Source organism: Plantactinospora sp. WMMB782, from assembly GCF_049179135.1.
Classification (GTDB): domain Bacteria; phylum Actinomycetota; class Actinomycetes; order Mycobacteriales; family Micromonosporaceae; genus Plantactinospora.
Genome location: NZ_JBMHMC010000007.1, coordinates 7775558 through 7799562, shown reverse-complemented (window position 1 = coordinate 7799562; position 24005 = coordinate 7775558). Strand labels below are relative to the sequence as shown.

27 protein-coding genes and 1 pseudogene are annotated in these 24005 nt (G+C 70.7%); 9 read left to right on the top strand and 19 right to left on the bottom strand.

Translation table 11 applies throughout. The features are described 5' to 3' along the window. Positions 1-21 precede the first annotated feature (21 nt). From ACN28A_RS36765 to ACN28A_RS36740, 6 genes and pseudogenes are all read right to left on the bottom strand, one after another. Positions 22-459 carry a hypothetical protein gene (locus ACN28A_RS36765; protein ID WP_421403445.1) on the bottom strand — a complete coding sequence of 146 codons (438 nt, stop codon included), beginning with the start codon at positions 457-459 and terminating at the stop codon, positions 22-24. After that, positions 456-767: a hypothetical protein gene (locus ACN28A_RS36760; protein WP_278062684.1), complete on the bottom strand. Its 312-nt coding sequence runs from the start codon at positions 765-767 to the stop codon at positions 456-458. The genes ACN28A_RS36765 and ACN28A_RS36760 overlap by 4 nt, the downstream gene beginning before the upstream one ends. Positions 768-843: 76 nt before the next feature. After that, complete coding sequence (locus ACN28A_RS36755) at positions 844-1209, bottom strand: GntR family transcriptional regulator (protein WP_421403444.1); 366 nt, start codon at positions 1207-1209, stop codon at positions 844-846. Then, positions 1206-2000: a hypothetical protein gene (locus tag ACN28A_RS36750; RefSeq protein WP_421403442.1), complete on the bottom strand. Its 795-nt coding sequence runs from the start codon at positions 1998-2000 to the stop codon at positions 1206-1208. Before ACN28A_RS36750 ends, ACN28A_RS36755 begins: the two co-directional genes overlap by 4 nt. 279 nt (positions 2001-2279) lie before the next feature. Continuing rightward, positions 2280-2366: pseudogene (locus tag ACN28A_RS36745) on the bottom strand (IS5/IS1182 family transposase); the annotation flags it as partial. Positions 2367-2543: 177 nt separating this feature from the next. Beyond that, complete coding sequence (locus ACN28A_RS36740; protein WP_421403440.1) at positions 2544-3140, bottom strand: DUF4240 domain-containing protein; 597 nt, start codon at positions 3138-3140, stop codon at positions 2544-2546. A gap of 144 nt (positions 3141-3284) precedes the next feature. On the opposite strand from ACN28A_RS36740, the gene ACN28A_RS36735 reads away from it, so the two are divergent. Both ACN28A_RS36735 and ACN28A_RS36730 read left to right on the top strand, forming a co-directional pair. Continuing rightward, positions 3285-4531, top strand: a protein-coding gene (locus tag ACN28A_RS36735) for an IS3 family transposase (protein WP_421403439.1) whose coding sequence is annotated in 2 segments (ribosomal slippage) — positions 3285-3567 and positions 3567-4531 — 1248 coding nt in all. Because the reading frame shifts where the segments join, the coding sequence is not laid out codon by codon here. 82 nt (positions 4532-4613) lie between these two features. Then, a complete protein-coding gene (locus tag ACN28A_RS36730) occupies positions 4614-4841 on the top strand; it encodes a hypothetical protein (RefSeq protein ID WP_421403437.1) in 228 nt (75 codons plus the stop codon). 248 nt (positions 4842-5089) lie between these two features. Here the strand turns inward: ACN28A_RS36730 and ACN28A_RS36725 are convergent, their stop codons facing one another. Beyond that, a complete protein-coding gene (locus ACN28A_RS36725) occupies positions 5090-5677 on the bottom strand; it encodes a TetR/AcrR family transcriptional regulator (protein ID WP_421403435.1) in 588 nt (195 codons plus the stop codon). Between the two features lie 98 nt (positions 5678-5775). Between ACN28A_RS36725 and ACN28A_RS36720 the strand changes: the two genes are divergently transcribed. The 3 genes from ACN28A_RS36720 to ACN28A_RS36710 all read left to right on the top strand — a co-directional run bounded on the left by ACN28A_RS36720 (position 5776) and on the right by ACN28A_RS36710 (position 9116). Beyond that, positions 5776-6249: a GNAT family N-acetyltransferase gene (locus tag ACN28A_RS36720; RefSeq protein ID WP_421403433.1), complete on the top strand. Its 474-nt coding sequence runs from the start codon at positions 5776-5778 to the stop codon at positions 6247-6249. A gap of 216 nt (positions 6250-6465) precedes the next feature. Beyond that, positions 6466-8190, top strand: a complete 1725-nt coding sequence (locus ACN28A_RS36715; protein WP_421403431.1) for an ABC-F family ATP-binding cassette domain-containing protein — start codon at positions 6466-6468, stop codon at positions 8188-8190. A 5-nt stretch (positions 8191-8195) separates the two neighbouring features. Continuing rightward, positions 8196-9116 carry an arginase family protein gene (locus ACN28A_RS36710; protein WP_421403429.1) on the top strand — a complete coding sequence of 307 codons (921 nt, stop codon included), beginning with the start codon at positions 8196-8198 and terminating at the stop codon, positions 9114-9116. Positions 9117-9156: 40 nt separating this feature from the next. On the opposite strand, the gene ACN28A_RS36705 is transcribed toward ACN28A_RS36710, so the two are convergent. Together ACN28A_RS36705 and ACN28A_RS36700 are read right to left on the bottom strand one after the other, a co-directional pair. Next, positions 9157-10785: a PQQ-binding-like beta-propeller repeat protein gene (locus ACN28A_RS36705; RefSeq protein WP_421403427.1), complete on the bottom strand. Its 1629-nt coding sequence runs from the start codon at positions 10783-10785 to the stop codon at positions 9157-9159. 121 nt (positions 10786-10906) lie between these two features. Continuing rightward, a complete protein-coding gene (locus tag ACN28A_RS36700) occupies positions 10907-11476 on the bottom strand; it encodes a MarR family winged helix-turn-helix transcriptional regulator (protein ID WP_421403426.1) in 570 nt (189 codons plus the stop codon). A gap of 61 nt (positions 11477-11537) precedes the next feature. Here ACN28A_RS36700 and ACN28A_RS36695 point away from each other — a divergent pair, with 61 nt between their 5' ends. Then, the gene (locus ACN28A_RS36695; RefSeq protein WP_421403424.1) at positions 11538-12527 is read left to right on the top strand and encodes a DMT family transporter; all 990 of its coding nucleotides are present in this window, start codon (positions 11538-11540) and stop codon (positions 12525-12527) included. A gap of 31 nt (positions 12528-12558) precedes the next feature. On the opposite strand, the gene ACN28A_RS36690 is transcribed toward ACN28A_RS36695, so the two are convergent. From ACN28A_RS36690 to ACN28A_RS36675, 4 genes are all read right to left on the bottom strand, one after another. Next, positions 12559-13368, bottom strand: coding sequence for a glyoxalase (locus tag ACN28A_RS36690; protein WP_421403422.1), 810 nt, complete (start codon positions 13366-13368; stop codon positions 12559-12561). A 162-nt stretch (positions 13369-13530) separates the two neighbouring features. Continuing rightward, positions 13531-14430 carry an oxygenase MpaB family protein gene (locus tag ACN28A_RS36685; RefSeq protein ID WP_421403420.1) on the bottom strand — a complete coding sequence of 300 codons (900 nt, stop codon included), beginning with the start codon at positions 14428-14430 and terminating at the stop codon, positions 13531-13533. A gap of 9 nt (positions 14431-14439) precedes the next feature. Then, positions 14440-15720, bottom strand: coding sequence for an MAB_1171c family putative transporter (locus ACN28A_RS36680; RefSeq protein ID WP_421403418.1), 1281 nt, complete (start codon positions 15718-15720; stop codon positions 14440-14442). 85 nt (positions 15721-15805) lie between these two features. Further along, entirely contained in the window at positions 15806-16156 is a 351-nt protein-coding gene (locus ACN28A_RS36675; protein WP_421403416.1) for an ArsR/SmtB family transcription factor, read from the bottom strand. 65 nt (positions 16157-16221) lie between these two features. Between ACN28A_RS36675 and ACN28A_RS36670 the strand changes: the two genes are divergently transcribed. Next, positions 16222-17394 (top strand): MFS transporter, encoded by a 1173-nt coding sequence (locus tag ACN28A_RS36670; RefSeq protein ID WP_421403414.1) that lies wholly within the window; start codon positions 16222-16224, stop codon positions 17392-17394. 32 nt (positions 17395-17426) lie between these two features. Here the strand turns inward: ACN28A_RS36670 and ACN28A_RS36665 are convergent, their stop codons facing one another. The 5 genes from ACN28A_RS36665 to ACN28A_RS36645 form a co-directional block, all read right to left on the bottom strand. Next, positions 17427-17930 (bottom strand): hypothetical protein, encoded by a 504-nt coding sequence (locus ACN28A_RS36665; RefSeq protein WP_421403412.1) that lies wholly within the window; start codon positions 17928-17930, stop codon positions 17427-17429. Between the two features lie 51 nt (positions 17931-17981). Then, a complete protein-coding gene (locus ACN28A_RS36660) occupies positions 17982-18431 on the bottom strand; it encodes a helix-turn-helix domain-containing protein (protein WP_421403410.1) in 450 nt (149 codons plus the stop codon). A gap of 345 nt (positions 18432-18776) precedes the next feature. Further along, positions 18777-19874 carry a polysaccharide deacetylase family protein gene (locus tag ACN28A_RS36655; RefSeq protein WP_421403408.1) on the bottom strand — a complete coding sequence of 366 codons (1098 nt, stop codon included), beginning with the start codon at positions 19872-19874 and terminating at the stop codon, positions 18777-18779. Between the two features lie 361 nt (positions 19875-20235). Next, positions 20236-20739 (bottom strand): hypothetical protein, encoded by a 504-nt coding sequence (locus ACN28A_RS36650; RefSeq protein WP_421403406.1) that lies wholly within the window; start codon positions 20737-20739, stop codon positions 20236-20238. A 145-nt stretch (positions 20740-20884) separates the two neighbouring features. Further along, positions 20885-21112: a helix-turn-helix transcriptional regulator gene (locus ACN28A_RS36645; protein ID WP_421403405.1), complete on the bottom strand. Its 228-nt coding sequence runs from the start codon at positions 21110-21112 to the stop codon at positions 20885-20887. Between the two features lie 226 nt (positions 21113-21338). Here ACN28A_RS36645 and ACN28A_RS36640 point away from each other — a divergent pair, with 226 nt between their 5' ends. Beyond that, positions 21339-21614, top strand: coding sequence for a hypothetical protein (locus ACN28A_RS36640; RefSeq protein ID WP_421403403.1), 276 nt, complete (start codon positions 21339-21341; stop codon positions 21612-21614). A gap of 19 nt (positions 21615-21633) precedes the next feature. Here ACN28A_RS36640 and ACN28A_RS36635 read toward each other — a convergent pair whose 3' ends face one another. Next, the gene (locus ACN28A_RS36635) at positions 21634-22746 is read right to left on the bottom strand and encodes a DUF4037 domain-containing protein (protein WP_421403401.1); all 1113 of its coding nucleotides are present in this window, start codon (positions 22744-22746) and stop codon (positions 21634-21636) included. An 85-nt stretch (positions 22747-22831) separates the two neighbouring features. On the opposite strand from ACN28A_RS36635, the gene ACN28A_RS36630 reads away from it, so the two are divergent. Next, complete coding sequence (locus tag ACN28A_RS36630; protein WP_421403399.1) at positions 22832-23695, top strand: hypothetical protein; 864 nt, start codon at positions 22832-22834, stop codon at positions 23693-23695. Positions 23696-24005 lie beyond the last annotated feature (310 nt).

Below are 24005 nucleotides of genomic sequence, written 5' to 3'. Positions count from 1 at the left end.
CGAACGGCCACCCCATCGTGATCAGTCGATGGTCGCCCGGGGCCGGTTCGGGCTGACTCGGACTTCGACGATCGGCCACCCGTCGCCGAGCACCTGTCGCAGCTGGTCGGCACGGGACGTGACTATCCCTGCGGAGCTGACGAGAGCGACGTACGCGGCGTGGCCCGCGCCGAGCCGCCCGGTGTGCCGGGCCATCCCGCCGATCATCGCGCAGTCGTCGACCTGGTCGGTGCGCAGGACGGGGGAGACGACGCGCACCGCCGGGTTCTGCCGGAGCATCTGGAGATAGTCGTGCTCAGCATGGTCGAGCAGACTGTACGCCTCCAGCAGGCAGACCAGCGGCACAACGACACTGCCACCGGCGTCCGCCACCTCGACAAGGGTCTCGCCGATGACCTCGACGCCTTGGGCGTAGGCCAGCAGGGCTCCGGTGTCGAGCACGTAGTAGGGCCGGCTCACCCTGCCGCTCGCCGTTCGAGGTCAGCGCGGACCTCGTCGGCGGGCCGGTCCAGCAACTGGGCGACCCTGGATATCGCGGCAGCGCGGACCTCCGGGCTGACCTGTGGCGGTGCGAGCCGGCCGGCGGCGCCCTCGGGGTCGTACGGGTACTCGCGGTGGCCGGCCGCCCGCAAGGCGGCTCGCATGTCGTCGGAGATCCGACGCCGCCGCAGCGCCTCGGTGACATATGCGGAAACCTGACGGGCTGGGAGGGCGGCCAGTTGCTCCGCCACGTCATCAGGCACCGAGATCGTCACACGCCGACTCATACTCAGCAGCCTGGTCGAGTATGAATCCCGTGAACAGCACGGAGCCCTGCTCGACGGGTAGTGGGTGGCTCGTCCCTCATGGCGTCGCGGCCTGGCCGAGTGCCGCCTCGACGATCCGGATCGCCTCGGTGGGGTCGATGCCGACGCTTGTGACGACCGCCGCGTAGTCGTGGGCGGCGCGGCGGGCCTGTTCGAGGGCCTGCTCGCCGGCGGCCGAGACGAACGAGCCGGCCCGGCCACGGGTTTCGATCAGCCCGGCCTCTTCCAACTCCCGGTATGCCCGCCCGACGGTGTTCACGGCGAGGCTGAGGTCGGCCGCGAGCCGGCGGATCGTCGGCAGTCTCGTGCCGACGGCGAGCGTGCGCTCCTGAATCTGTCTGGCGAGCTGGGCCCGGAGCTGCTCGTACGGCGGAGTCGGCGAGCCCGCGTCGATGACGATCATCCGGTGACCATGGCACGCCGGGCGGCCGTCCCGACAGCCGTGGCCCGGAGGTGGATCAGGCAGTACGCGATGGCACCCACCACCACGAGCCCGAGCGAGGCGACGTTCCACCAGCCGAACGATTCGCCGTACAGGAAAATTGCCGGCAGCGTCCAGACCAGGCTGGGGGTGACGAGGGCGCGGGCGTCCTCGACCCGCATGATGACGTCGGCGGTGAGCGACGCCTCGTCGTCGGCCACGGCCGGGCTCGCCAGCACGTTGCGCAGTTGCAGCACGATGCCGACGGCGGCGCCGGTTAGACCGATCAGCACGACTGTCGCCCCGCGCCGTAGGCCGGGATCGGGAACCGCGAGCACGCTCACCGCGAGCAGCAGGGCGGCGGTGAAGCTGGCGACCGTGAAGACGGCGTAAGGCCGGCCGAGCACCGCCGACCAGCCGAGCTGGACCGGGTGGGCGACCCGCCGGGACAGCCGCGCACCGGCCTGCCGGTCGACGTGCCGCACCCACCAGCCGAGCAGCCACTGCGCCACCAGCAACCCGACCACCAACGCCACAAGCACCAGCATCGGCGGCCCGGAGGAGGTGACGTCGTGGGGCAGCGCCGACACGTGGGTGAGTGCCGCGCCGACGATGAACGCGGCCAGCAGCAGACTGTCGGCGACCTTGACCCGCCGCCGCACCGCCAGCCGGGTCGCGAGCAGCGGGGTCGGCTCGACGTCGGCCAGGCCGTGCCGCTCCAACCACACCCCGGCCAGCCAGCGCTCCGGATCCGTCTGAGCTGGCTGTCGCATACCCTACCTCCGAATGTCCCAAGCTTTGTCTCATTAGATTGAGTCATGGGCTGCGACAATGTCAACCCTGGGATGGGCAGCTGCCCCGCCCGCCATGTCGGGGCGACTCGGGGGACAGTGTGGCCGTGGGGTCGGGACATCGACGGGTACTCGCCGAGTTGACCGAGCCCCAGGCGTCGCTGCACCTGCTGGGACGAAGTCAACGATTCGACTGCCTGCGTGACAGATTCGGCCGGAAGTGGTGCCGTCCGAACGGCGTGCGCACGCTGCCACGGGCACCCCGAGACGCCTCCACCGCGAGCGATGCTGCCGGCGGCGGGTGCGAATACGGTCTGCGAGGTGGTGCAGGGTGTGGCTGGACAGCATGATCGTGGCGGGGTAGGACAGTGCAGCGAGGCTCCCGGTTGGGCATCGGAGGCTTCTTAGTCGACCGCTGTCCTACCTGGAGCTTTACTTCTATCGATCTCCGAGGCTGCCGCCCGAACCGTGAACAGCATGATCGCGATGAAGACCCTCATGGATCAACGCTCGCCGCGTCCGCGTTCAAGGAACAGAGAACAGGGCAAGTAGGCGGGGTAGCCGTAAGGGGATCTGGGCAGCATCGCCGGCGCTGCCGAACTGTCCTGACCACTGGTCATCGGCTGAGGGTTCTTCCTCGTCACCAGGCTCGTCGGGTTGGATTTCCAACGCCTCCCAGAACCCGTCGGCATCATCGCTGTGCTGCTCGAACGCACTCGACGCCGCGAACTGGATCTCTTCGGCCGCAAGCGCGAATCGGTCGACGTGGCCAGCGGCGATTGCTCGCACCATCGGGTGCTCCGCCAATGCATCCGCATCGGCTACCGCCTGCTCGAACGCCTCGCGCCCCAAGCCGACCAGTCCGGCCTTGAAGTCACTGAACGTGTCGTCGGAGATGTACCTACAGATCACGTACGCCGCCGCGCACAAGCCCCACTGATGCGCACGTGCGGCTACCCGCTCGTAGCAGTGGTAAAACTCCACGATGTGCTCCGCTGGCAGCTGCGCCAGCCTTGCCGCCAGTGCTCTACCGACCACCGAGCCCGACGGCCAATCCCCGCCGTCGCCGGACACGTCCTCGCGAGCACTCTCGACCAACGACCAGAACTCGTTCACCTGCACCCGCTAAGTTTGACATGTGCAGCCTTCGCCCGTTCCTCATCGCCCTCAGACCGCTGTTGTGCGTCGACCCGCAGCAACGCACCCCGCCCCGTATGAACCGCCCCGGATCTTGTAGAGACTTCCCCGCTTGGGAAGGATCGAGAGATGGCAGGAACGAAGCCGTATCCGCAGGGGTTGCGGGAGCGGGCGGTGCGGATGGTCGCGGAGGTGCGGCCGAACTACGAGTCGGATTGGGCGGCGATCACTGCGGTGGCGGCCCGGTTGGGGATCGGCACGGCCGAGACGTTGCGTAAGTGGGTCCGTCAGGCGCAGGTCGATGACGGTCGCCGGCCGGGTGTGACGTCGGAGGAGTCGGCGGAGCTGAAGCGGCTGCGGCGGGAGAACGCCGAACTGCGGCGGGCGAATGAGATCTTGAAGGCCGCGTCGGCTTTCTTCGCGGCCGAGCTCGACCGGCCTACGACACGCTCGTGAGCTTCGTTGATGCCCATCGGGGCCGCTTCGGTGGAGTCGAGCCGATCTGTCGGGTGTTGCGCCGGCACGGGCTGCAGATCACCCCGAGTGGTTACTGGGCGGCGAAGAAGCGCCCGCCATCGAAGCGGCAGGTGCGGGATGCGCAGCTGATAGCACTCATCCGGGAGATCCATGCGGCGAACTACGGTGTCTACGGAGCTCGCAAAATTTGGCATGAGCTGCGCCGCCAGGGGCATCCGACTGCCCGGTGCACGGTCGAGCGGCTGATGCGCGACGCCGGTCTGGCCGGCGTGGTGCGGGGCAAGAAGATCCGCACCACGGTCGCCGACCCCGGGCATGAACGGGCCGCTGATCTGCTGAACCGGGATTTCACCGCCGCCCGGCCGAACCGGCGCTGGGTCGCGGACTTCACCCACGTGGCCGCCTGGTCCGGCGTCGTCTACGTCGCGTTCGTCGTCGACATCTACTCCCGGGCAATCGTCGGGTGGTCCGCGGCGACGAACAAACGCACCCCGCTCGTCCTCGCCGCGGTGGACATGGGGCTGTGGCGCCGCGACCGCGCCGGCCAGCCGGTCGGGCCGGGCCTGGTGCACCACAGCGACGCGGGCAGCCAGTACACGTCGTTCCGCTTCACCACCCACCTGCTCGACACCGGCATCGACGCCTCGATCGGCAGCGTCGGCGACGCCCTGGACAACGCCCTGATGGAGTCCACGATCGGCCTCTACAAGACCGAGCTGATCAAACCCCGGGGTCCGTGGCGCAGTCTCGCCCAGGTCGAACTGGCCACCGCCGAGTGGGTCGACTGGTACAACAACCAGCGCCTGCACTCCGCCATCGGCCATGTCCCACCGGCCGAATACGAATCGATGTTCTACGCTCAACGCCAGCCCCGCGAGGTGGTTGGAGCCAACAGCTGAGGTCTCCACAGAACCCAGGGCGGTTCACGAGTACGGCAACATCTGGCCTGTCGCGATCTACCCGAGCGGCAAGGTCGAGGTGGTGTTCCAGCACTTGAGCATCCGCACGCCGTTCGATGACGTAGCCCTGCGGGAGGAGTTCCGGCAGCGGCTGAACAAGGTGCCAGGAGTGGAGATCGCCGCCGCGAAGCTGGCGCTGCGGCCGGGCTTCCCGCTCAAGGTTCTCGTCGATCCCGACACTCGTAATACCCTGATCGAACAGCTCGGCTGGTTCTACGAACAGGCACAAGTGGACGACTCGGACCGGTGAGAGTCCGCCGATCGTGGCCGGCAGGGTGTCACATCCGATGCTGGACAGGGTGTACGAGCCGTTGGTCGAGGTCGAGGTCGAGGTCGGGATACAGCGGTGCGGGTCAGGGAGCAGCCGGGGGTGAACCGGATCCAGCACGACTGCGCCCCTGCTCCGGGACCGTTGCGTTCTCCTCGTCGCCTGGACCCGGTCCCGGGAGGCCCTGCATGTCTCGTCGAGTGGCGCCGGCAGTCTCTTCCTGCCGGCGTTCACCCGAGTCTGAGCGCGGTGAGCGTGGCGTCGAGAGCTGCGGTCTGCGCGGCCGGCGGGTAACTGGCGGGGTCGGCGGAGGCTAGCGCGGCGGCCCCCTCCACCATGGCGATCAATGCGAAGGTGGCCGTCGCCACCCGCGCGTCACTCCAACCGGGCGCGACGGCGGAGACGAGCCGGGAGACCCGCTCGCGCCACGCCTGGTTGTTCGCCCGATGCTGGGCGGCCAGCTCGTCGTCGCCGACGGACGCGGCCAGGAAGCCCACCCAGACCACGCTCTCGGTCGCGGTCTCGGCGTCCAGCGCGAGGCCCTGGGCGAGCACGGCACGCAGTGCGGCGGCCGGGTCGGCCGCGTCCGCTTCGAGGGCCTCGACCCGGGCGCGGGTCCGCTCGTGCAGCAGTTGACGGGCGTGCAGCAGCAGGGCGCGACGGTTCGGGAACCGGTGCATGACCAGCCCGGTCGTGCAGCCCGCCGCAGCCGCGACAGCCCGGATCGTCAGCCGCTCGATCCCGTGCCGGGCCAGCACCTCCCAGACGCCCCGGGACAGCTGCGCCTCCTGGGCCGGTCGGTCCGCTTTCCGTGACATGGATCCCACTCCGCATCGTGCCCATCACCGGTAACATCCGTTACCGTAACAGGCGTTACCAGTTCCCAAAGTCCAACCCCCTACCCCGGGAGAACACGATGCGCGGACTCGGAAAGTGGACGATCGAGGTGCGGCCCTGGCACGATCCGGCCGGCGTCGCGCTCCGGACGCGTCAGCGGGCCGAACTCGACGCCCGCTACGGCTGCGACGACCACGAGCCCGGCACCCCGCCGTCCGAGGCCGACATCGACCTCTTCGTCGTCGCGGTCGACCCGGCCACCGCGGAGGCGGTCGGTTGCGGCGCGCTGCGCCGGCTGGACGACACCACCGCCGAGATCAAACGCATGTACGTGGAGCCGCACCACCGGGGCAGCGGCGTGGCCACCAGCCTGCTCCAGGCCCTGGAGTCGGCCGCCGCCGAGCGTGGCTGGACGACGCTGCGGCTGGAGACCGGGACCGCCCAGCCGGACGCGGAGCGCTTCTACCGGCGCGAGGGCTACCACGAGATCCCGCTCTTCGGTGACTACGTCGGCTCGACGGTGTCGGTCTGCTACGAGCGGAAACTCCGCTGACCCGTGCCGGGCAATTCCGATCGCCGTCCCCGACGCGGTTCGGCTATGGTTGCCCGCATGCATGCAGGCCTCGCCGTGATGAAGCCCTGGTCCCGCCGCTGACGGCGGCAGGGTTGACGCGACCTTCTTTCAGCTAGCTCTGTTCCGCCGTCCTGGCGTTCCCGCCGGGCGGCCTCCTCGTGCTGCCCGGCTCCACGACGAGCCGAAGAGCAGACGATGCGAAACTTCGACCTGATCTCATCACCCGATTCGACGACGACCAACACCACAGATCTTGCCTGGGGCGGCCGGCTGCCGGCCGGTGACCGGGCGCACGTCCGCGCCGACGGCGTACGGGTCGTGCTGGGCGGACGGGTCGTGCTCGCCGACGTGAGCGTGACCGTCTCCGCCCGCTCCCGCCTCGCCGTCGTCGGTGAGAACGGCCGGGGCAAGACGACCCTGCTGCACGTGTTGGCCGGCCTGGTCTCACCCGACCAGGGCACCGTGGACCGGGTCGGCACCGTCGGCGTGGCCCGGCAGTCGCTGGAGGCGCGCGGCGGTGAGACGGTGGGCAGCCTCGTCCGGGGCGCGGTGCGGGATTCCGAGCAGGCTCTGCGGGCGCTCGACGACGCGGCGACGGCACTGTCCGAGGGCCGGCGGGGCGCCGACGAGGCGTACTCCGCCGCGCTCGACGCGGCCACCCGGTTGGACGCCTGGGACGCCCAGCGCCGCGTCGACGTGGCACTGGCCGGGTTGGACGCCTGCACCGACCGGGAACGCCCGCTGGCGACCCTGTCGGTCGGGCAGCGCTACCGGGTACGCCTGGCCTGCCTGTTGGGGGCACGCCACGACCTGCTGCTGCTGGACGAGCCGACGAACCACCTCGACGCCGACAGCCTGGCGTTCCTCACCGGACGACTCCGCCAGCATCCGGGTGGGGTGGTCGTGGTGACGCACGACCGCACCCTCTTGCAGGACGTGGCCGGGGAGTTCCTGGACCTCGATCCCAGCCAGGACGGGCGACCGCTGCTGTTCGCCGGCGGTTACCCCGGCTGGCAGCAGGGGCGGCGGCGCGAACGCGAGCGCTGGGAGCGGGACTACGAGGCCCAGCAGGCCGAACACCAGCGGCTCGCGGACGCGGTGAGCGAGGCGCGGCAACGCCTGAGCACCGGTTGGCGCCCGGAGAAGGGGCACGGCAAGCACCAGCGCCAGTCCCGCGCCCCGGGCGTCGTCCAGGCGCTCCGGCGCCGGCAGGAGGAGCTGGACGCGCACCGGCTCACCGTGCCCGAACCGCCGCTGCGGCTGCGCTGGCCGGACCTGGCCACCCGACCCGGCGTACCCGTGTTGCGCTGCCACGATGTCACGGTGACCGGACGGCTGCACCGCAGTGTCACGCTCAGCCTCGACGGCGCCGACCGGCTGCTGGTGACCGGCCCGAACGGGGCGGGCAAGTCGACCCTGCTGGCGGTACTCGCCGGGGAACTCGTGCCGTCGACCGGCGAGGTCCGGCATCCGGCGCGGGTCCGGGTGGCGTACCTGGGGCAGGAGGTACCGGCCTGGCCGCCGACCGCGCTCGCCCACCAGTTGTACGACGAGCACGTCGGCCGGCTCCAGTCCCGGGGGCAGCTACCTGCCGAGGACCGGCTGCCGCTGACCGCGACGAACCTGCTCGACCGGGAGGCCCTGCACACCCCCGTCGGCCGGATGTCCCAGGGCCAGCAGCGCCGGTTGAACCTCGCGCTGCGGCTCGCCGAGCGGCCCGACCTGCTGATTCTCGACGAGCCCACCAACCACCTGTCGGCACCTCTGGTGGACGAGCTGACCGCCGCCCTGCTGCACACCCCGGCGGCCGTCGTCGTGGCCACCCACGACCGCCAGATGCTGCACGACCTGGCGGCCTGGCCGAGGTTGCCACTGGCCGCCGTCGACACCGAGCAGTCCGACCGGGGCGATGTAAAATGATCAAGATGGATGCTCGATGGGGCCTGCTCGGCGTGCCGTCCAGCGCTGGTGCGCACACCCCGGGGCTGGAGAAGGGTCCGGCGGCGATCCGCGAGGCGGGCCTGGCCGACCTGCTGCCCGGAGGCGTCGAGGACCACGGTGACCTGCCACCGTTCCGCTGGCGCCCGGACCGGGACCGGCCCGACGCCAAGAACGTCGCGGCGGTGGCCCGGGTCGCCGCCGCGACCGCCCTCGGCGTCACCCGGATCCTCGACAGCGGGCAGATCCCACTTGTCATCGGAGGCGATTGCTCGATCACGGTCGGCGTGGTCGCCGGGTTCGTCCAGCGCGGTGTCCGCCCCGCCCTGCTCTACGTCGACGGCGGCCCGGACCTGTACACGCCGGCGACCAGGCCGAACGGCAACCTGGACGCGATGGGGCTGGCCCACCTGCTGGCGATCCCCGGCCACGTGCCGGCGCTGGCCGGCATCGCGGGTACGGCGCCGCTGCTGACCCCGCGGGACGTGGTCGCGTACGCGCACGCGCTGCCCCCGGGCGACCTCGAACTCCGGCTGCTCGACGAACTCGGCATCACGCACCTGCACGCCGACGAGGTGCACGCCGACCCGGCCGGTGCCGCCGGGCGGGCCCGCCGGGAGATCGAGGCGCTCGGCGCCCCGTTCGTGCTGCACTGTGACGTCGACGTGCTCTCCTTCGTGGACGTACCGCTGGCGGACGTGCCCGACTCCGGCGGTGATCCGGTCGGCCTGCGGCTGGCGGAGCTGGCGGTGAGCCTGGCCGTCTTCGCCGCGAGTCCGCGCTTCGCGGGGCTGGTGCTCACCGAGGTCAACCCCGACCACGCCCCGGATCCAGGCGTGCTGCGGCACTTCGTCGAGGTCCTGGCCAGCGCTCTCGCCGGGCCGGTCGGAGCCCGTCCCGAGAGGTGAGCGGGTGGGCGGGGCGGCCCCGCCCACCCACCCGTCGGGTTCAGGAAGCTGCGCTGGTTGGCGGGCTGGTCGGTGCGCTGGTCGGCGGGGTGCCGGGCGGGGTGGTCGGGGCGCCCGGCAGCCCGAAGGCGTAGAAGGTGGTGCTGGCCGCGCCGAGGCGCTGGTACCCGTTGCCCCAGTAGAGCCTGCCGTCCACGATGGCGGGGCCGGCGTTCGAGGCGCCCGCGCCCTGGTGTTCCCAGAGCAGTTGGCCGTCGTCGGCGTCGAGGGCGTACATGTAGCCGTTGAGGGAGCCGTGGTAGACCACGCCGTTCGCCGTCGTCGCCGGGCCGACCGCCAGGCCGCCGTGCGGTTCCGGCACCTGCCAGACGATCGCCCCGGTCGCCGCGTCCAGCGCGCCGAACGAGCTGTGCTCGATGGTCTGGCCGTCCGGCAGCTGGTACGGCTCCCGGTCGTAGTTCGTCTCGGCGAAGAAGATCTTCTCTCCGTCGTTAGCGGTGCCCCACTCGATGCCGCCGAGCACCGAGCCCGGACCCACCGACGCGCTCCAGATGATCTCGCCGGTCAGGGCGTCCAGCATCCAGAACTCGCCGCTCTTCTGGCCGGCGCCGACCGCCTTGCGCGGCTGGCCGTCCGGTCCCGGGATGGTGAACAGGTGGGTACCGTCGCTGGTGTCGTGGTCCGGCCCCGGGTTCGGGCAGTTGTTCGGCGGAAAGCCGGGTAAACAGGCCAGGTTCCAGGCGTCGAACCGGGCCGGGCCGGTCGACCACCTGATCTCACCCGTCGCCATGTCCAGCGCGATGATCGAGTCCTTGGCGTTCCACGGCGGCAGGCACTCCTGCGGGGTGCCGCCGTTCTCCTGGCACTCCTGCGCGCTCGCCGGAACGGAATAGTTCTGCCCGGTCCCGACGTAGACGGTGCCGGCCTCCGGGTCGAGGGTCGGGGTGCTGCCCCAGACCGACGCGCCGCTGAAGACGTCGCCACCCGGTCCCTGGTCAGGCAGCGTGTGGGTCTGCCACCGCAGCTCGCCGGTCGCCGCGTCGACCGCCGCCAGACTGCCCCGGAACGTGCAGCAGTCGTACGCCGGGTCACCGGCGTTGAGGAACTCCAACGAGGAGACGCCCTGGTAGAGGGTGCCGTCGTGGATGGCCGGCGACGAGGTGAGGATCGCGTCGGGGTGGGTCTCCATCGGGGTGTTCCAGCGCAGGTCGCCGGTCTCGGTGTCCAGGGCCAGCAGCCGGGCGCCGGCCTGGGTGCCGAGGTAGACCGTGTCGCCGGCCACCACCGGGGCGGTCCGGGAGAAGGTGTCGGCGACCCCGGCCAGTTCGGCGACCGAGCGGGACCAGATCACCTCGCCGGAAGCGGCGTCGACCTTCCAGACGGTGCCACCCCAGTCCGGGAAGTAGACGGCACCGTCGACCACGGCGGGGGTGGCCGAGACGTCGCCGTCGGTGGTGAGGGTCCAGGCGACATCCAGGCCGTCCACCGTCGACGGGGAGAGGAGCCGCTCGGCCGGGTTCGACCGGGTGTTCCTGATGTCGTGCCCGCCCATCGTCCACTGTGAACCGCCCTGGGCACTTGCCGGTGGTGCGTGCACCGCGGGTACCAGGGCCACCACGCAGGCCAGGGCAAGCCCGGCCGCCGCGGCGGTTCGTCGGGAGTCGTTCATCATGATCCCCTTACGAGTGAGAAATGTCTATAGAGGCATATCTCAATGGAAAGGGATGCTTCAAGTGCGTCCGCCAGGTATGTCTGCGGTTCACCGAGAGTTCACCGGTGCGCCGGGGGTTTCAGGGCCTGGTCGGGGGCGGTGGCGTGCTTGTGGGTCCGGCTGCCTCCGTCGTCGGGTCCGCCGCCGGAAGTGGCGTTTCGAAGGCGGCGAGCCAGGTCGCGAGGAGGCGTTCCAGGTGGGCGGCGTCCTCCGGCGGCAGCAGGTCGAGCAGGCGGCGCTCGTTGCGCATGTGCTCCGTGAACGCCTGGTCGATCAGCTTCCGGCCGGCCGTCGTGAGGGCGACCACCCGGCCCCGCCCGTCGGAGGCGCTCGGGCGCCGGGTGACCAGCCCGTCGCGCTCCAGCCGGTCGATTCGCTTGGTCATCGCCCCGGTGGTGACCATGGTGTGTGCGGCCAGCTCGCCGGGGGTGCGCTCGAACGGCTCGCCGGCCCGCCGCAGGGTGGCGAGTACGTCGAACTCGCCCTCGCCGAGCCCGTACCGCCGGTAGACGACCCGGAGCTGCTCGCCAAGGTGCCCGGCCAGCCGGTGCAGCCGGCCGATCACGCCCTGCGGGCGCACGTCGAGGTCGGGCCGTTCGCGGGCCCAGGCCCGCTGGATGCGGGCCACATGATCAAGGTACTCGGTCACACCCGACACTATAGCTTCCATGGAAGCTATGATTGCTTCCATGGAAGCTAGCTTACGATGGGTGCCCGTCACCGCCCTCGCCCCGGTCGCCTGGGGTGCCACCTACTTCGTCACCCACCGGTTCCTGTCGGCCGAATATCCGCTCTACGGCGCGGTCCTCCGGGCCCTCCCCGCCGGCCTGCTGCTCCTGCTGGTCCGCCGGACGCTGCCCCGGGGCTCGTGGTGGTGGCGCTCGCTGGTGCTCGGCACCCTCAACATGGGTGCGTTCTTCGCACTCGTCTATCTGGCGGCACAGGTCCTGCCGACGAGCGTCGCCTCGACGATCATGGCGACCTCGCCGGTCGTGATGATGCTGATCGCCTGGGCAGCGCTCGCCGAACGCCCCCGGGCCGCCCACCTGGCCGGGGCCGGCATCGGGATCGCCGGCGTCTGCCTGCTCCTGCTGGACGGCACGGTCGCCGTCGAATTCTCCGGGGTACTCGCCTCCGTCGCCGCCATGCTGATGTCCTCGCTCGGCTACGTGCTTGCGAAGAGGTGGAGTTCGGACGTCGACGTCTTCTCGCTCACCTCGTGGCAGCTGGTCGCCGGCGGCGTGGTCCTGGTGCCGGTTGCCGTCGCGGTGGAGGGGGCGCCGCCCGCACTGGACGGGCCGGCGCTGGCCGGCTTCGGCTACGTGACGGTGGTGGCGACCGCGCTGGCCTTCGCCGCCTGGTTCACCGGACTGCGCCACCTGAGCGCCGGCACCGTCGGACTGATCGGACTGCTCAACCCGGTGACCGGGGTACTGCTCGGCACGGCGGTCGCCGGGGAGACCCTCGCGCCGCAGCAGATCTGCGGGCTGGCACTCGTCTTCCTCGGCATCCTGCTCGGTCAGCCCGTCGCGTTCCGGCTCCTCGCGCTCGTCCGGTCCACCCGGCCTCCGTCCGAGGTCGCGGCCAGCAGCCGGGCCCGGACGGCGGGTCGAGCCACCCGGTCCGGTCGAGCCAACCGGCCCGGTCGAGCCACCCGGCCCGACCACGCCGAGGAACGGCCGGGCCTCTGCACGAGCTGAGAACCGGTCGGTTGCGGGAGCGGCCGGCGGGCTACCCGCCTTCGCCGGTGTTCCCGCCGCCCGGGATGTCGCGCCGTAGCCAGCCGGCGAGTACCGCCGGATCGGCGACGGCACGTTCCACCTGCTCCCGTTCGGACCCGGACAGCGGAATCTCCCGCAGCCGGGCCCCCCATCCGGGCACCCGCTCGGGCTCGTCCAGCGCGGCCGACAACTCGATGAGTGCGGCGAGTGCCAGCGCCCGGTCGAGGTGGGGCGCGGTCTCGCCGTGCCGGCGCAGCCCGGAGTTGAGCGCCCGGAAGGCGGCCCGGTCGTCGGACTTGAACTCGCGCAGGATCCGGGCGTTGTCCAGTACCCGGGCCAGCCCGGTCAGCTTCTTCGCGCCGCCGTACTCCAGCTCCGCAGGCTCGTCGCGCCGGATGAAGACGATCGAGTTGCCGGACGGGTCGACGACGGTGAACCGGGACGCACCCGGCCGGTACCGGGTGATCCTCGGCAACCCCTTGCCGAGCACCTTCCCGCACGCCTTCCGCATCGCCGCCACGAACGCCGCGTGGTACGGCGCGACCGCACCGACCATCACCAGGCAGCCACCGGTGTTCTCCAGGGTCGGGTCCAGACCGGGCGGTGCGGCGCCGTAGTGCAGCTCGAACCCGCTGCACCGGAACGCCAGGTAGAGGTACGGCCTCCGCTGCTCCCAGGTCACCTCGAAGCCGAGCGCACGCCAGAACGCGATCGTCTCGTCGGCCGAGACGCAGTGCAGCAGCGGCACGACGGTCTCGTCCGGCATCATCCGTTCGTCGGTCGTCCCCATCGACACCTCGTCCCACGTCCCGGCCGGCAAGTCGGGCCATTGTGGCAGCGCACCGGGCCGATCCGCACATGGGCGACCGCGGCGCCCGGACCGCCAGCCGTCGGCCGCCAGCCGTCGGCCGTCGGCTGGCAGCAGCCCGCCGAGACGGTGATCCGGGCGGGCAGCGCCGGCCGGCCGGGCGGGAGGTTGCGCTCAGCCGGAGCGCGGTCGTGGTCGGTCGGGGCCGTCGGGCAGCGGGGCGCGCTGCGCCGGTCCGACCGTGGCGATGTCGTACCCGTCGGGGTAGGTCCTGGCCCGCAGCCCGCCCGCCAGGTACTGCTGCCTGCGTGGTGCCGCCACGTGCCGCAGGTAGCGGGCGCGTCCGGCGAGCGCGCCGGCCAGCAGGGCGCGGGCCCAGCACGGGGGCGCGGGGACGCCGACCGCCTCCCGCACCGGCGGGTCGAGGAGGGCATCCGCGACCCGGGCACCGACCGGTACCAGCGGCTTCGGCAGCTCGGCGAGGAGCCCCTTGGTGGCGGTGATCAGCCGCCCGGCGGCCGGGGTGGCGGCGAACCGTTCCGCCTCGAACGCGTCGTACCAGCGGGCGAAACCGGCCAGGTCCGGCGGGATGTCGGCGATCCGCAGCCGCCGGCCGAGTTCGGCGTAGAAGTGGTAGATCGCGGTGCGCTCGTGGCAGCAGAGCGGGCGCCAGCCGTGCCGGTCGATCCAGCGGGTGCCGACGAAGACGAAGGTGCCGAGCACGTAGCGGTGGTCGTCGTTGTCGATGGCGTACCGGCGGTGCAGTTGGTTGAGCCGTCGGGTGGCCGCCCGGCCCAGCGGGTGGTCGAGGCCGTGCTCGATGAGCGTGTACATCAGGATGCCGGTGTCGTCGGCCCGCCGCTCGGTCCGGTGCGTGGTCTCCCCGGTCGCGGCGAGCAGTTCGGCGATCGACGGCACCGCGAAGGTACGCCAGAACGCCAGCAGCAGCCCCATTCGGACGTCGAACGGGAACTCCCACAGCGCCGTCGTCCGGTAGATCCGGTGACAGTCCCGAACCGGGTCGAGTGTGCGGATCTCCCGTAGCCGGTCGAACCGGCCGGGTCGGTGCAGCATCGCGGCGCCTCAGTTCCGTACCGGAGCGTCGGGGGAGCTGTCGACGGTCGCGCCCGGCGGGCCGCCGGGAGAGTTGCCGACGGTCCCGGCCGGTGGCAGCCGGCGCAGCGCCGACGAGACCTGGCCGAGGAATTCGAGGTCGGCGGCGAGATCGGCGTCCTCGTCCGCAGCCGGTCGGTCCGGGTGTGCCGCCGGCTGATCCGGGTGTGCCGCGCGGAGCCGGCCCAGGGCGTCGCGGATCCGGACCGCCTCGCGGGCGGCGGCCGAGGTCCTGCCGCCGGTGCCGGCCGCCGTCCTGCCGCCGGTGCCGGCCGCCGCGGACGGCTCGTCGTCCGGCGCCAGGTACGGCGCGAGCGCCAGCCGGCCGTCGCGGATCTCGATGACCCGCCGGTAGAGCGCGAAGTCGAGGTCGCGCAGCATCCGCAGGTCGGCCCGGCGGGAGGCGGGCGGGTCGAGGGCGATCTCCGGCATCACCTGGTACATGGCGTGCCACAGCGGATAGAGCCGGAGGTAGGTGCGGGCCCGGTCCAGCTTCTCGGCGGCGGCGGAGAGGCTCGGTCCCCAGGAGGGGATCGTGAAGCCGGTCGTGATCACCAGGGCTCCGAGGCAGGCGCAGAGTGTGCCGAGGTCGCTCAGGGCCGGCAGCCTGGTGCCGAGCCAGGCGGCGACGACGTACCCGCCCTTGCCCAGGCAGTAGCCGAGCGCGACGATCGATCCGGCCGCGACCAGCCGCAGGCCCCGGCGCAGCCACGGACGCCCGTCGGTCCGGGCCACCCGGTTGGCGAACTGGAGGCTGCGCCAGGCGGCGACGCCGAGCCCGAAGGCGAAGGCCGAGACGTAGACCAGCAGGAAGGTGCCGCCGACCGGGCGGGGTCCGTAGACGTCGTCGAAGTCGCTCGGCGCCTCGACGGTGGCGCCGCTGAACGCGAAGAGCACCGCCATGGCGACCAGCACGAGCCCGTAGAAGACCGCCAGCACCCGGGCCCGGGGCAGCGCCTCGGCCGCCGGCATGTGCCACAGCATGAGCATGACGAGCGCGGTGATGCTGTAGCCGACGATGCAGCCGTAGACCAGCAGGGAGGCGAGGTTGGGCACCCCGAAGAAGCGGTTCACCGCCGAGTAGACCGCCGGAACGGCCATCGTGAAGCCGGCCGCCGGCAGCGCGATGCAGAGGGTGAGTACCCAGAGGTTGAGGTTGCGCGGGTTGCGGGCGAGGGCCACCAGCTTGTAGCCGACCGCGATCCACGCGACGCCCGCGCAGAACAGGAAGATGCCGCTCTTACCGTCCATCCGGCGACAGCCTAGTTGTTGCGGGTCATGAGGTTGTTGACGGCAGCGCTGCCTGCGTTGAGGCGTTCAGGGCTGGTCGGCACCTTCACGCGGACTGCCGAGGATTCTTGATCCCGACTTCCGTTGCCCCGTGTCCGTTGGTGGTCAGCAGACTCTGCAGCAACCCGGGAAACCGCCTTTCGAGTTCGTCGGTCCGGAGGTGTACGTAGCAGCGGGTGCCTTCCTCGCGAGTCCGAGTGACCCCGGCGGACCGGAGCACCTTCAAGTGATGGCTGAGCGTGGAGTTCGCGACAGGTGCGTCCAGTTCGCCCCATTGGCGCTCGACCCCGTCTGACAACAGTCGTACCAGCCCAAGCCGCAAGGGATCGGACAGGGCGGCAAGCACCGTGGTCAGCGCCACCTCGTCCAGGGCTGGGTGATGTGGATCCTTCGCCACGGATCCAGTATCGCACTCCAACCACTTTATTTCATGTTCGTCGAACATCGAATAAGGTGGTCGACATGGCACACCTACGACTCCCCGGCTGGCTGGTCGGGCTCTTCTTCGCCACGCTCGCTCTGGGCACTGACGAGTTCGTGATCGCCGGACTCCTTCCCGAACTGGCCACTGACCTGCAGATCACCACCGGCACGGCCGGCCAGTTGATCACTGTGTTCGCCCTGACCTTCGCGCTCGGTGCGCCCCTGGTGGCGGTCGTGCTGGATCCTTATCCACGACGGCGAGTCATCCTGGCCGCGTTGGCGGTCTTCGCGGTCGCGAACCTCGCCGCCGCAATCGCGCCCACCTTCGGCGTCCTGGTCGCACTGAGGGCCGTGGCGGGCCTGGCGGCGGCGGTGGTCTCGTCCACCGCGTTCGCCGTCGCTGCGCAAGGTGCTCCACCCGATCGGCAGGGGCGCTACCTCTCGGTCGTCACCGCGGGACTGACTGTGGCGCTGTTCACCGGAGTGCCGGTCGGCGCATGGGTCGGCGCTCTGTTCGGGTGGCGTTCGACGTTCGTCTTGATCGCGGTCGTCGCCTTCGCCGCGATGATCGTACTGGGAGCGGGGCTGCCCCACCTCGAGGGATCCCCGGCAACAAGTCTTGTCGAGCGCCTAGGCCCACTTCACAACACGCGGGTGCTGCGACTCGTCCTCGCCGTCTTCCTCTCCGGCGTGGGCGGTTTGATGTTCTACAGCTACATCTCCGCTCTTCTGGCGCACGACCAGGGCGACACGGGGGCGCTGCCATGGGTACTGCTGGTCATCGGCATCATCGGTGTCCCCTCGGCGCTCCTGGGCGGCAGGCTCGCCGACCGCTACGGCGGGCGTCGCAGTCGCCTTGTGGTCGTCGGCGGTCACGCCCTCGCCCTCGCCCTCGTGGGTGTCCTGCACGCGATGAGCGTCCCGTTTCCGCTCCTGCTGCTAGGCATCGCCACCTGGTCGGTGTTCGCGTGGGCTCTCAACCCACCCCTGCAGGCCAGCACTATCGAAGCCGCACCCGATGCGCTCATGATTGCGATCTCGCTCAACATCTCCGGGCTGTATCTCGGCACCGCAGCCGCAGCCGGTATCGGCGGGATGATCGTGGACGGGCCCGGTGCCCTGTGGATCCCGTTTGCCGCAGCCATCGCGCTGGCGCTTGCGTGGGTCAGCGCTTCGTTCCGCACCCCGAAGCCGGCGACGGTCACGACCTGAGTCACCGCATGCCAACGGTCAGCGGGGATTGTTCAGTGCTCCAGCGACTGGCCGAGCCGCTCGACCACGGGGTCGCTCGGGGTACGCGGGGCCGGCGGGCGCCACAGGCCGGCCCGCTGCCCGAGCAGCGAGGCGAGGGTCTCGGCCTCCTTCTCCTCCCGGCTGCTGTAGTTGGTCCGGGCGAACATCGCCCGCACCACCCCCGGGTCGAGGTGCCGGAAGAGCTGGCGGCTGCCCTGCGGCTCGTCGACCAGGTGCAGCCGGTGCTCCAGCAGCAGGTGCGCCAGCTCGTGCAGGGCGATGTGCACCCGCTGCACCCCGGTCGCGGCGGAGGTCACCACCAGGTAGTCGGCGACGTCGGTCGAGACGCAGAGCCCGCAGGGCGCACCGGGCGGCAGGTCGAAGGCGATCAGGTGGACCGGACGTCCCCGGTCGGCGCCGAAGTCGGCGATGAAGGTGTCGAGGTCGAACGGGTCCGGCACCCGGATACCGCGTACGAGCTGCTCACAGCGCCGGCGAATCTGCCGTAGCGTCATGGGCCCACCGTCCCTCTGCGCGGCGTACTGTCGCCAGACCGCGATCCGCATTCACGGGCCATCATCCGCGTCCGGCTTGCCCTGTTCAAGGACGCGGATCACCCCCAGCAACTCGGTGAGGGCGTCGATGGCGGACTGCGCCTCCGGGATGACGGAGTTGCGCAGTGCGACGGTGCGGGCACGTACCTGCTGTAACGCGGCGGCGAGGTCGAGTTCCCGGTCGACGTCGGCGGCCAGTCGGTCGCTGGTGAAGTATTCCACCGGTACGCCGAAGAACTTCGCCAGCGCCCGGAGGTGGCTGAGGTTCGGGTCGCGCTTCTTCCCGGTGCGCAACTGTCCGATGTAGGCGTGCGAGATCGACTCGCCCTGTGCGGTGATCGCGTCCGCCACCTCGCGCAGGCTGTACGCGCTGCCGTCGGGCTTGCGGATCCGGTCGAAGAGCCGGTCCAGTCGGTCGGCCAGCGGCCCCGGGCTGCGGAACTCGCCCGTCTCCTCAGCCATCCGGCCTCCTCCGACATTGGTTCCAGTGGTTTACAGCATGCCACACGGCTGTGCACAAATGTTGACGGGATCACGTGCGGTATGCATATCATCGCTGCGGAACGCGCGGGCAGGCGCGCCGGAAAGGGCGTGCCGGGACGTGCGAGCACGGGGGAGGTGTCGTCGTCCAACGGGGGAGACGGGAACGGTGTCGCTGCACCGGCACCCGTCGTACTGACGACATCTGCGGACTACCGGGGGCGGCGGGTCCGTGAGCCCGACGGTCCGGCGTCGGGCGCCCGGCCAGAGGTTCCGGCGGGCGCCCGACGCCTGACCCAGTCGGTGGTACGGACGGTCAGGGATGTTTCAGCTGGCGGTGCAGGTGGGTGACATCCCGGTGCCGCTGCCGGTGCCCTGGAAGCCGAACTCCGTCGACTGTCCGGCGGCTATCCGGCCGTTGTAGCTGACGTTCGTGAACGTCACCGCTCCGCTGCTGCCGCTGCGGTTGGCGTTCCAGGCATTCGTGACGGTGGCGCCGGAGGGCAGTGTCATGCCCACCGACCAGCCGTTGGTGCCGGACGAGCCGGCGGTCACCCGTACCGTGGCCACGAACCCGCCGTTCCAGGAGTTCAGCGACACCGTCGCGGAGCAGCCGCCCGGTCCCTGCGTCGGCGGATTGGTCGGCGGATTGGTCGGGGGATTCGTGGGCGGATTCGTCGGCGGGTTGGTGGGCGGGTTCGTCGGCGGGTTCGTCGGCGGGTTGGTGCCGTCGGGCGCGACGGCCCGGCCGGTGGTCGGAGAGATCATGCCGGGGCAGAGGTTGCGGTTGGCCAGGTTGGTCACGATCTGCGACACGGCGTTGATCGTGCTCTGGTAGCCGTCGTGCATCAGGATGACGCCACCGTCGGTGAGGCTGTTGGCGGCCTGCACGATCTGCGCGGTACTGGCGCCGTTCCAGTCCTGCGAGTCCACGCTCCACAGCACCTCGGTGAGGCCGAACTGGGCCTGCACCGAGCGCAGCGTCGCGTTTGTCTCGCCGTACGGCGGCCGGAACAGCTTCGGTGCGGTCCCGGTGGCCTGTTGGATGGCCTGCTGCGTCTGGCTGATCTCCGAGGTCATCTGCGCGGTGCTGAGCTGGGTCATGTGCGGGTGACTCCAGCTGTGGTTGCCGATCCAGTGCCCGGCCTGCTGCTGGGCGCGTACCAGCGCGGCGTTCTGCTGCACCCGCTGGCCCATGTTGAAGAAGGTGGCCCGGGCACCGGCCTGGCGCAATGCGTTGAGCAGCGAGTTGGTGGTGCCGGTGTTCGGGCCGTCGTCGTAGGTCAGCGCCACGTAGCCGTTGCAGGCCGCGGCGGCGACCGGCGGGGTCGCGACGGTGAGGGCGACGGCGCTGGCGGTCACGGTCAGGGCGGCGGCGGCGAGCGCGGCGTACAGGCTCGTCGGCCGGGAACGTGCAGGGGGCATCAGGGCTCCTCGGTGCGTGGCAGGTCCCGCCTGCCGGTGGTGGAGGTGTCGACGATGGCGACGGTGCTGGACGTTGAAACATTTCGGAGCGTCGATCGAAATATATTCAACGTCAAGCATCGATGTCCAGAGTCACCGTGATCCACCCGAGCCGCGATGCGGGTGCAGGCGCCGTCAAGCCGACCCCGGTCGTCGGGGTCGCCTCCCGGATCAGCCTGGCTCGTCCTCGTCGCCCCGGGTATCCCGGCGACGCCGAGATCAGGATGACCACGAACGCGGAGACGTGGGCCCAGGTCGCCGGGTGCGTGAGTTCATTGCCGGAGGTCGCGGAGCTGCCTCGGTCGGGCCGGGCGGCCCCCGATCAGGACCCGATGCAGCCCGGCAACCGGAACATGAGCTTCCTCGGGACCAGGTCGGTGCAGATCGCGTGGGTGCCGGCGTTGATCGCCTTCCACGTCGCACTGTCCCGGTCGTACTCGTAGAGGACGAAGGCCGGATCGACCAGTCCCCGTGGCACGATCGTCGTCGCGGTCGCGTACCCCCGGTAGCAGGCCGGGTCGCGGACGCCGCTGATCTCGGCGTTGACGGCGTCGAAGAGCTCTCTGTTGGCCTTGAGCGCGGCGAACAGGGGCGCCGCGTCGACCGGGCAGCCGTCCCGCAAGGCCGGGGTCGGGCTTGGGGCCGGGCTCGTCGTCGGCGCGGCGGCCGTCGTCGGCGCGGCCGGCGGTGTGCTCGCCGTGCCGGTCGCCTCCCCGTCGCCACAGCCCGAGGCCAGCAGTGCCAGCCCGACGATGCCGACGATCCAGGCGGCGCGACGTGCGACGGCGGTACGGCCGGGAGCCCCCTGGTTCATTACGTCGGTCATGCGGAGGAAGGCTATCGAATGTCCGCCGATGGGATGAACCCTCGGGTCGAAAGGCCGATCGAAGCATGTCCAACGTCAAGCATCGATGCCCGGCGTCATCGTGATCGCTTCCGTGGCCAGCGTGGGCGCCGACGGTACTGCCGGATCAGCCTGGTTCGTCTTCGTCGCCCCGCGGTGGTCGTGCCCTGCGGTGCTCCTTGGCCCAGGCCAACACGTCGGACTTCAGCCAGATTCCGCCGGCAGCCAGCCGGACGTATGGCTCCGGGAAAGACCGCGACGCGATGAGCTGCTTGGTCCGGGACTTTCCGGTGCCCAGCAGAATTCCGATCTCCTGCGTTCCGACCAACTCGTCGGGTGGCGGCATCTTGGCCATGGCCCGGAAGGTAGACATCCTGCGGGGTACCCTGTGCGGGCTGGCTGACACGGGGTGACCTTTTGACCCTGCCCTATGGGGTAGGGGACGATCTGGGGCACGGCCCCCGGCCGGGTGGCCAACTGGGCGGTCGGGCGGGGTGCCATCGAAGGTGAGGGCCGCTGCCGGCCTCGAAGTCCTCCGGCGCCCGGTGGCGGCCCTCGACCGACCGAGGAGGGGGAGACCTGTGCAGCTCCGGTCGTACGCCAGTGATCCAGAACCGGACCCACCGCCGACCCTGACCCAGCAGGTCGAGCGGCTCAAAGCGGAGTTGGCGGTAACCCAGCAGGCCCTACTGGAGCGGCAGGCCCGGCTTAACGAAGCCCAGCAGCGGCTGGTGCTGATCTCGAAGATCGCCCGCGACGACGAACGCTGCCGCCGTGCCCCCACCGTCTCCTGGGCCGCCCTGTACTGCGGCCCGGACAACCTCGCCCGGATCGGCACCGACCTGCCCATCGCCTAAGGCGGGGGCCATATCCGCGCTAGCCGAGCGGCCCCGCCCAAGTCCGGGTGATCGTCCGTCGGAACTGATGGCCCCAGGCAGCACCGGTAAGTGCCGGGGTGCTGTCCACGTACTGGTCGATGGCGCCGACGGGGGGCAGCGCGGCGATCCCGGGCTCGGTGACCCGGGCCAGCAGGGCGGCGGCGAACCGCTCGGCGTCGATGATCGGGTACGGCCGGTCGTGGAACCACCGCCGCGTCGCGTCCACCGGCTCGGCCAGCCCGAGCCGGTTCTGCCACTCGCCGGCCGCCTCGTAGGCGGTGCAGAGCGCCGCCTGTCGCGCCCCGGCGTCCCCGGTCGTCAACGCCTCGTCCAGGGCGCCCGCGACGACGACCGCCGCCGGCTCGGACAGGGCGTCGAAGGCGCTGCCCAGCCACTTGCCGTACGGCGCGTACCGCCGGCCCAGCAGCAGGCAGAGCCGCATCACGTCCCGGACCAGCCGGGCGGCCAGCACCCGGCTGCCCAGCTCCGACCCGGCCTCGGCGGCCCGCCCCACGAACGGCTCCTCCTGGCCGATCCGACCCCACTGGCAGGCCAGCTGATAGCGCCAGACGTCGTCCGGATACCAGTGCAGGCGCTCCCGCAGCAGGGTCAACTCACCGAGGTCGTCGGCGAAGACCGCCCCGCCGGTCGTCTCGGCCAGCAGTTGCGCCGGGGTGGCCAGCCAGTCGACGGTGTCCACACCGGACCGTGGATCGAAGCCGAGTTGGGCCGCACACCAGGCACCCACCTCGGTGACCTGCACCAGATGCGCGACGGGTCCGTCGGTCAGGGCCGGCACCCGGGACCGGCCCGCCGCCGCGACGAAGTGCGTCGGCCAGCCGCCGACCTGCTTCGGCAGCCGCTCGGCCAGCAGCGTACGGATGCCTTCGCCGTACCGGGCGAGGTCGTCGGGAGAGAGGAACAGGGTCAGCCGGGGACCCCAGTCGTGGTCGACCGAGCGCTCGGTGTCGAAGCCGAGCACCTCCGAGCCGGAACCGAGCCGGGCCGCCGCGTGCGGCAGAGCCGGGTACGCCTCGGCGAGCAGCGGGCGTACCGCCTCGGTGTAGAAGAGCCGGCACAGCCGCAGTCCCGGTACGAACGGCCCCGTCATCCGGCTCACCGTACGGTCGAGGGCGTCCGCCGGGCCAGCGAGTTGTCGAGTACGGCGGCCCGCAGCGTCTCGTAGGCTGCCAAGCTTGCAGCTCCGTCCCGTGGTGTGCCCCGCCGTCCGCGCGACAACCCAGCCGGTGCTGGAGATAGACGGCATCGACGGCGCCGACGGCAGCGGGACCATCTACTGTGTTGTCGACAGCGGCGGTCGGGTGCTCCGAATCGGTGTTAACCCCGACTGGTGGCCCACCCTCGGTCCGGCCGGCGTCGCAGGCGCGGTGCTGGACGCGGTGCGATTCGCCAAGTCCAAGGCGGCGATGGCCCGCCTGATCCTCGACCGCCACGGCCATCAGGTCGACTTGATGCCGTCGGGTCGGTCCCTCGGTCTCGTGTCGGAGCTACCCGAACCGTTGCCGTCGTCTGACTCTCCCAACTACCTGAAGGCGCTGCAACGCGAGCTGGACCGGATCTCGTTGTACTTGGACGAGGTGGAGCGGCTCCAGCGAGAGCGCGATTCGGGCGTGCCCCGGGTCTTCGACGGTCCGAATGGGCTGTTCCAGCTGGTGTTGACAGGACCGGGCAATCTCCGGGCCGAGGTTAACGAGTACGGCATGCACCGCCGACGGTCTTTCTATCCGTTGAGCAGTAACTTCGATGACGCCGATAGGTCTAGGTCAGCGGGTGCAGTCGCGGCGGTGGTCAGTCGGAGATTCGACCGCTGCCTGTCTGGAGACGATTCCGCAGATGTCAGCATGGGCAAGCGAAGGTCCCGCAATTCCTATTTGAGGAAGGGGGAAATGGCTCGGACGCCGCGCGATCGCCTAGTTAGACGACGATTCTGGCCACATGCGGAGAGTTATTGGTCCCTCGAAGAATGTGTTGGGCCCCGCGACGGCGATACTCACTTCCCCTACCTGACCGCCGCATACCGCTACCAGTTCGTTGGTTGATATGTGAGAACAAACGATGCGCGGCCATGCCAATCCCGCACCTTCTATGAGCACGTCACAGGTACCCGAAGACGGGAGAGGGTTATTTGTGTCAAGTCGATCAATAAACTCTGGCGTCGGCGGCCCACTGCCCCATGGCGCACCACGGGTGCCTGCCGTGGCCAGCTGGTGGTTGACTAGCGTGGACCACGCGTGATCAACCATGTGAGTACCGTGTCTGGTACTCACGTTAACCACCGCGTTCTTGTCAAGCCTGTAGGTGACCTGGACTACTGCCGATGTGCGGGGTCCTTCATTGAGGCTCATCCGG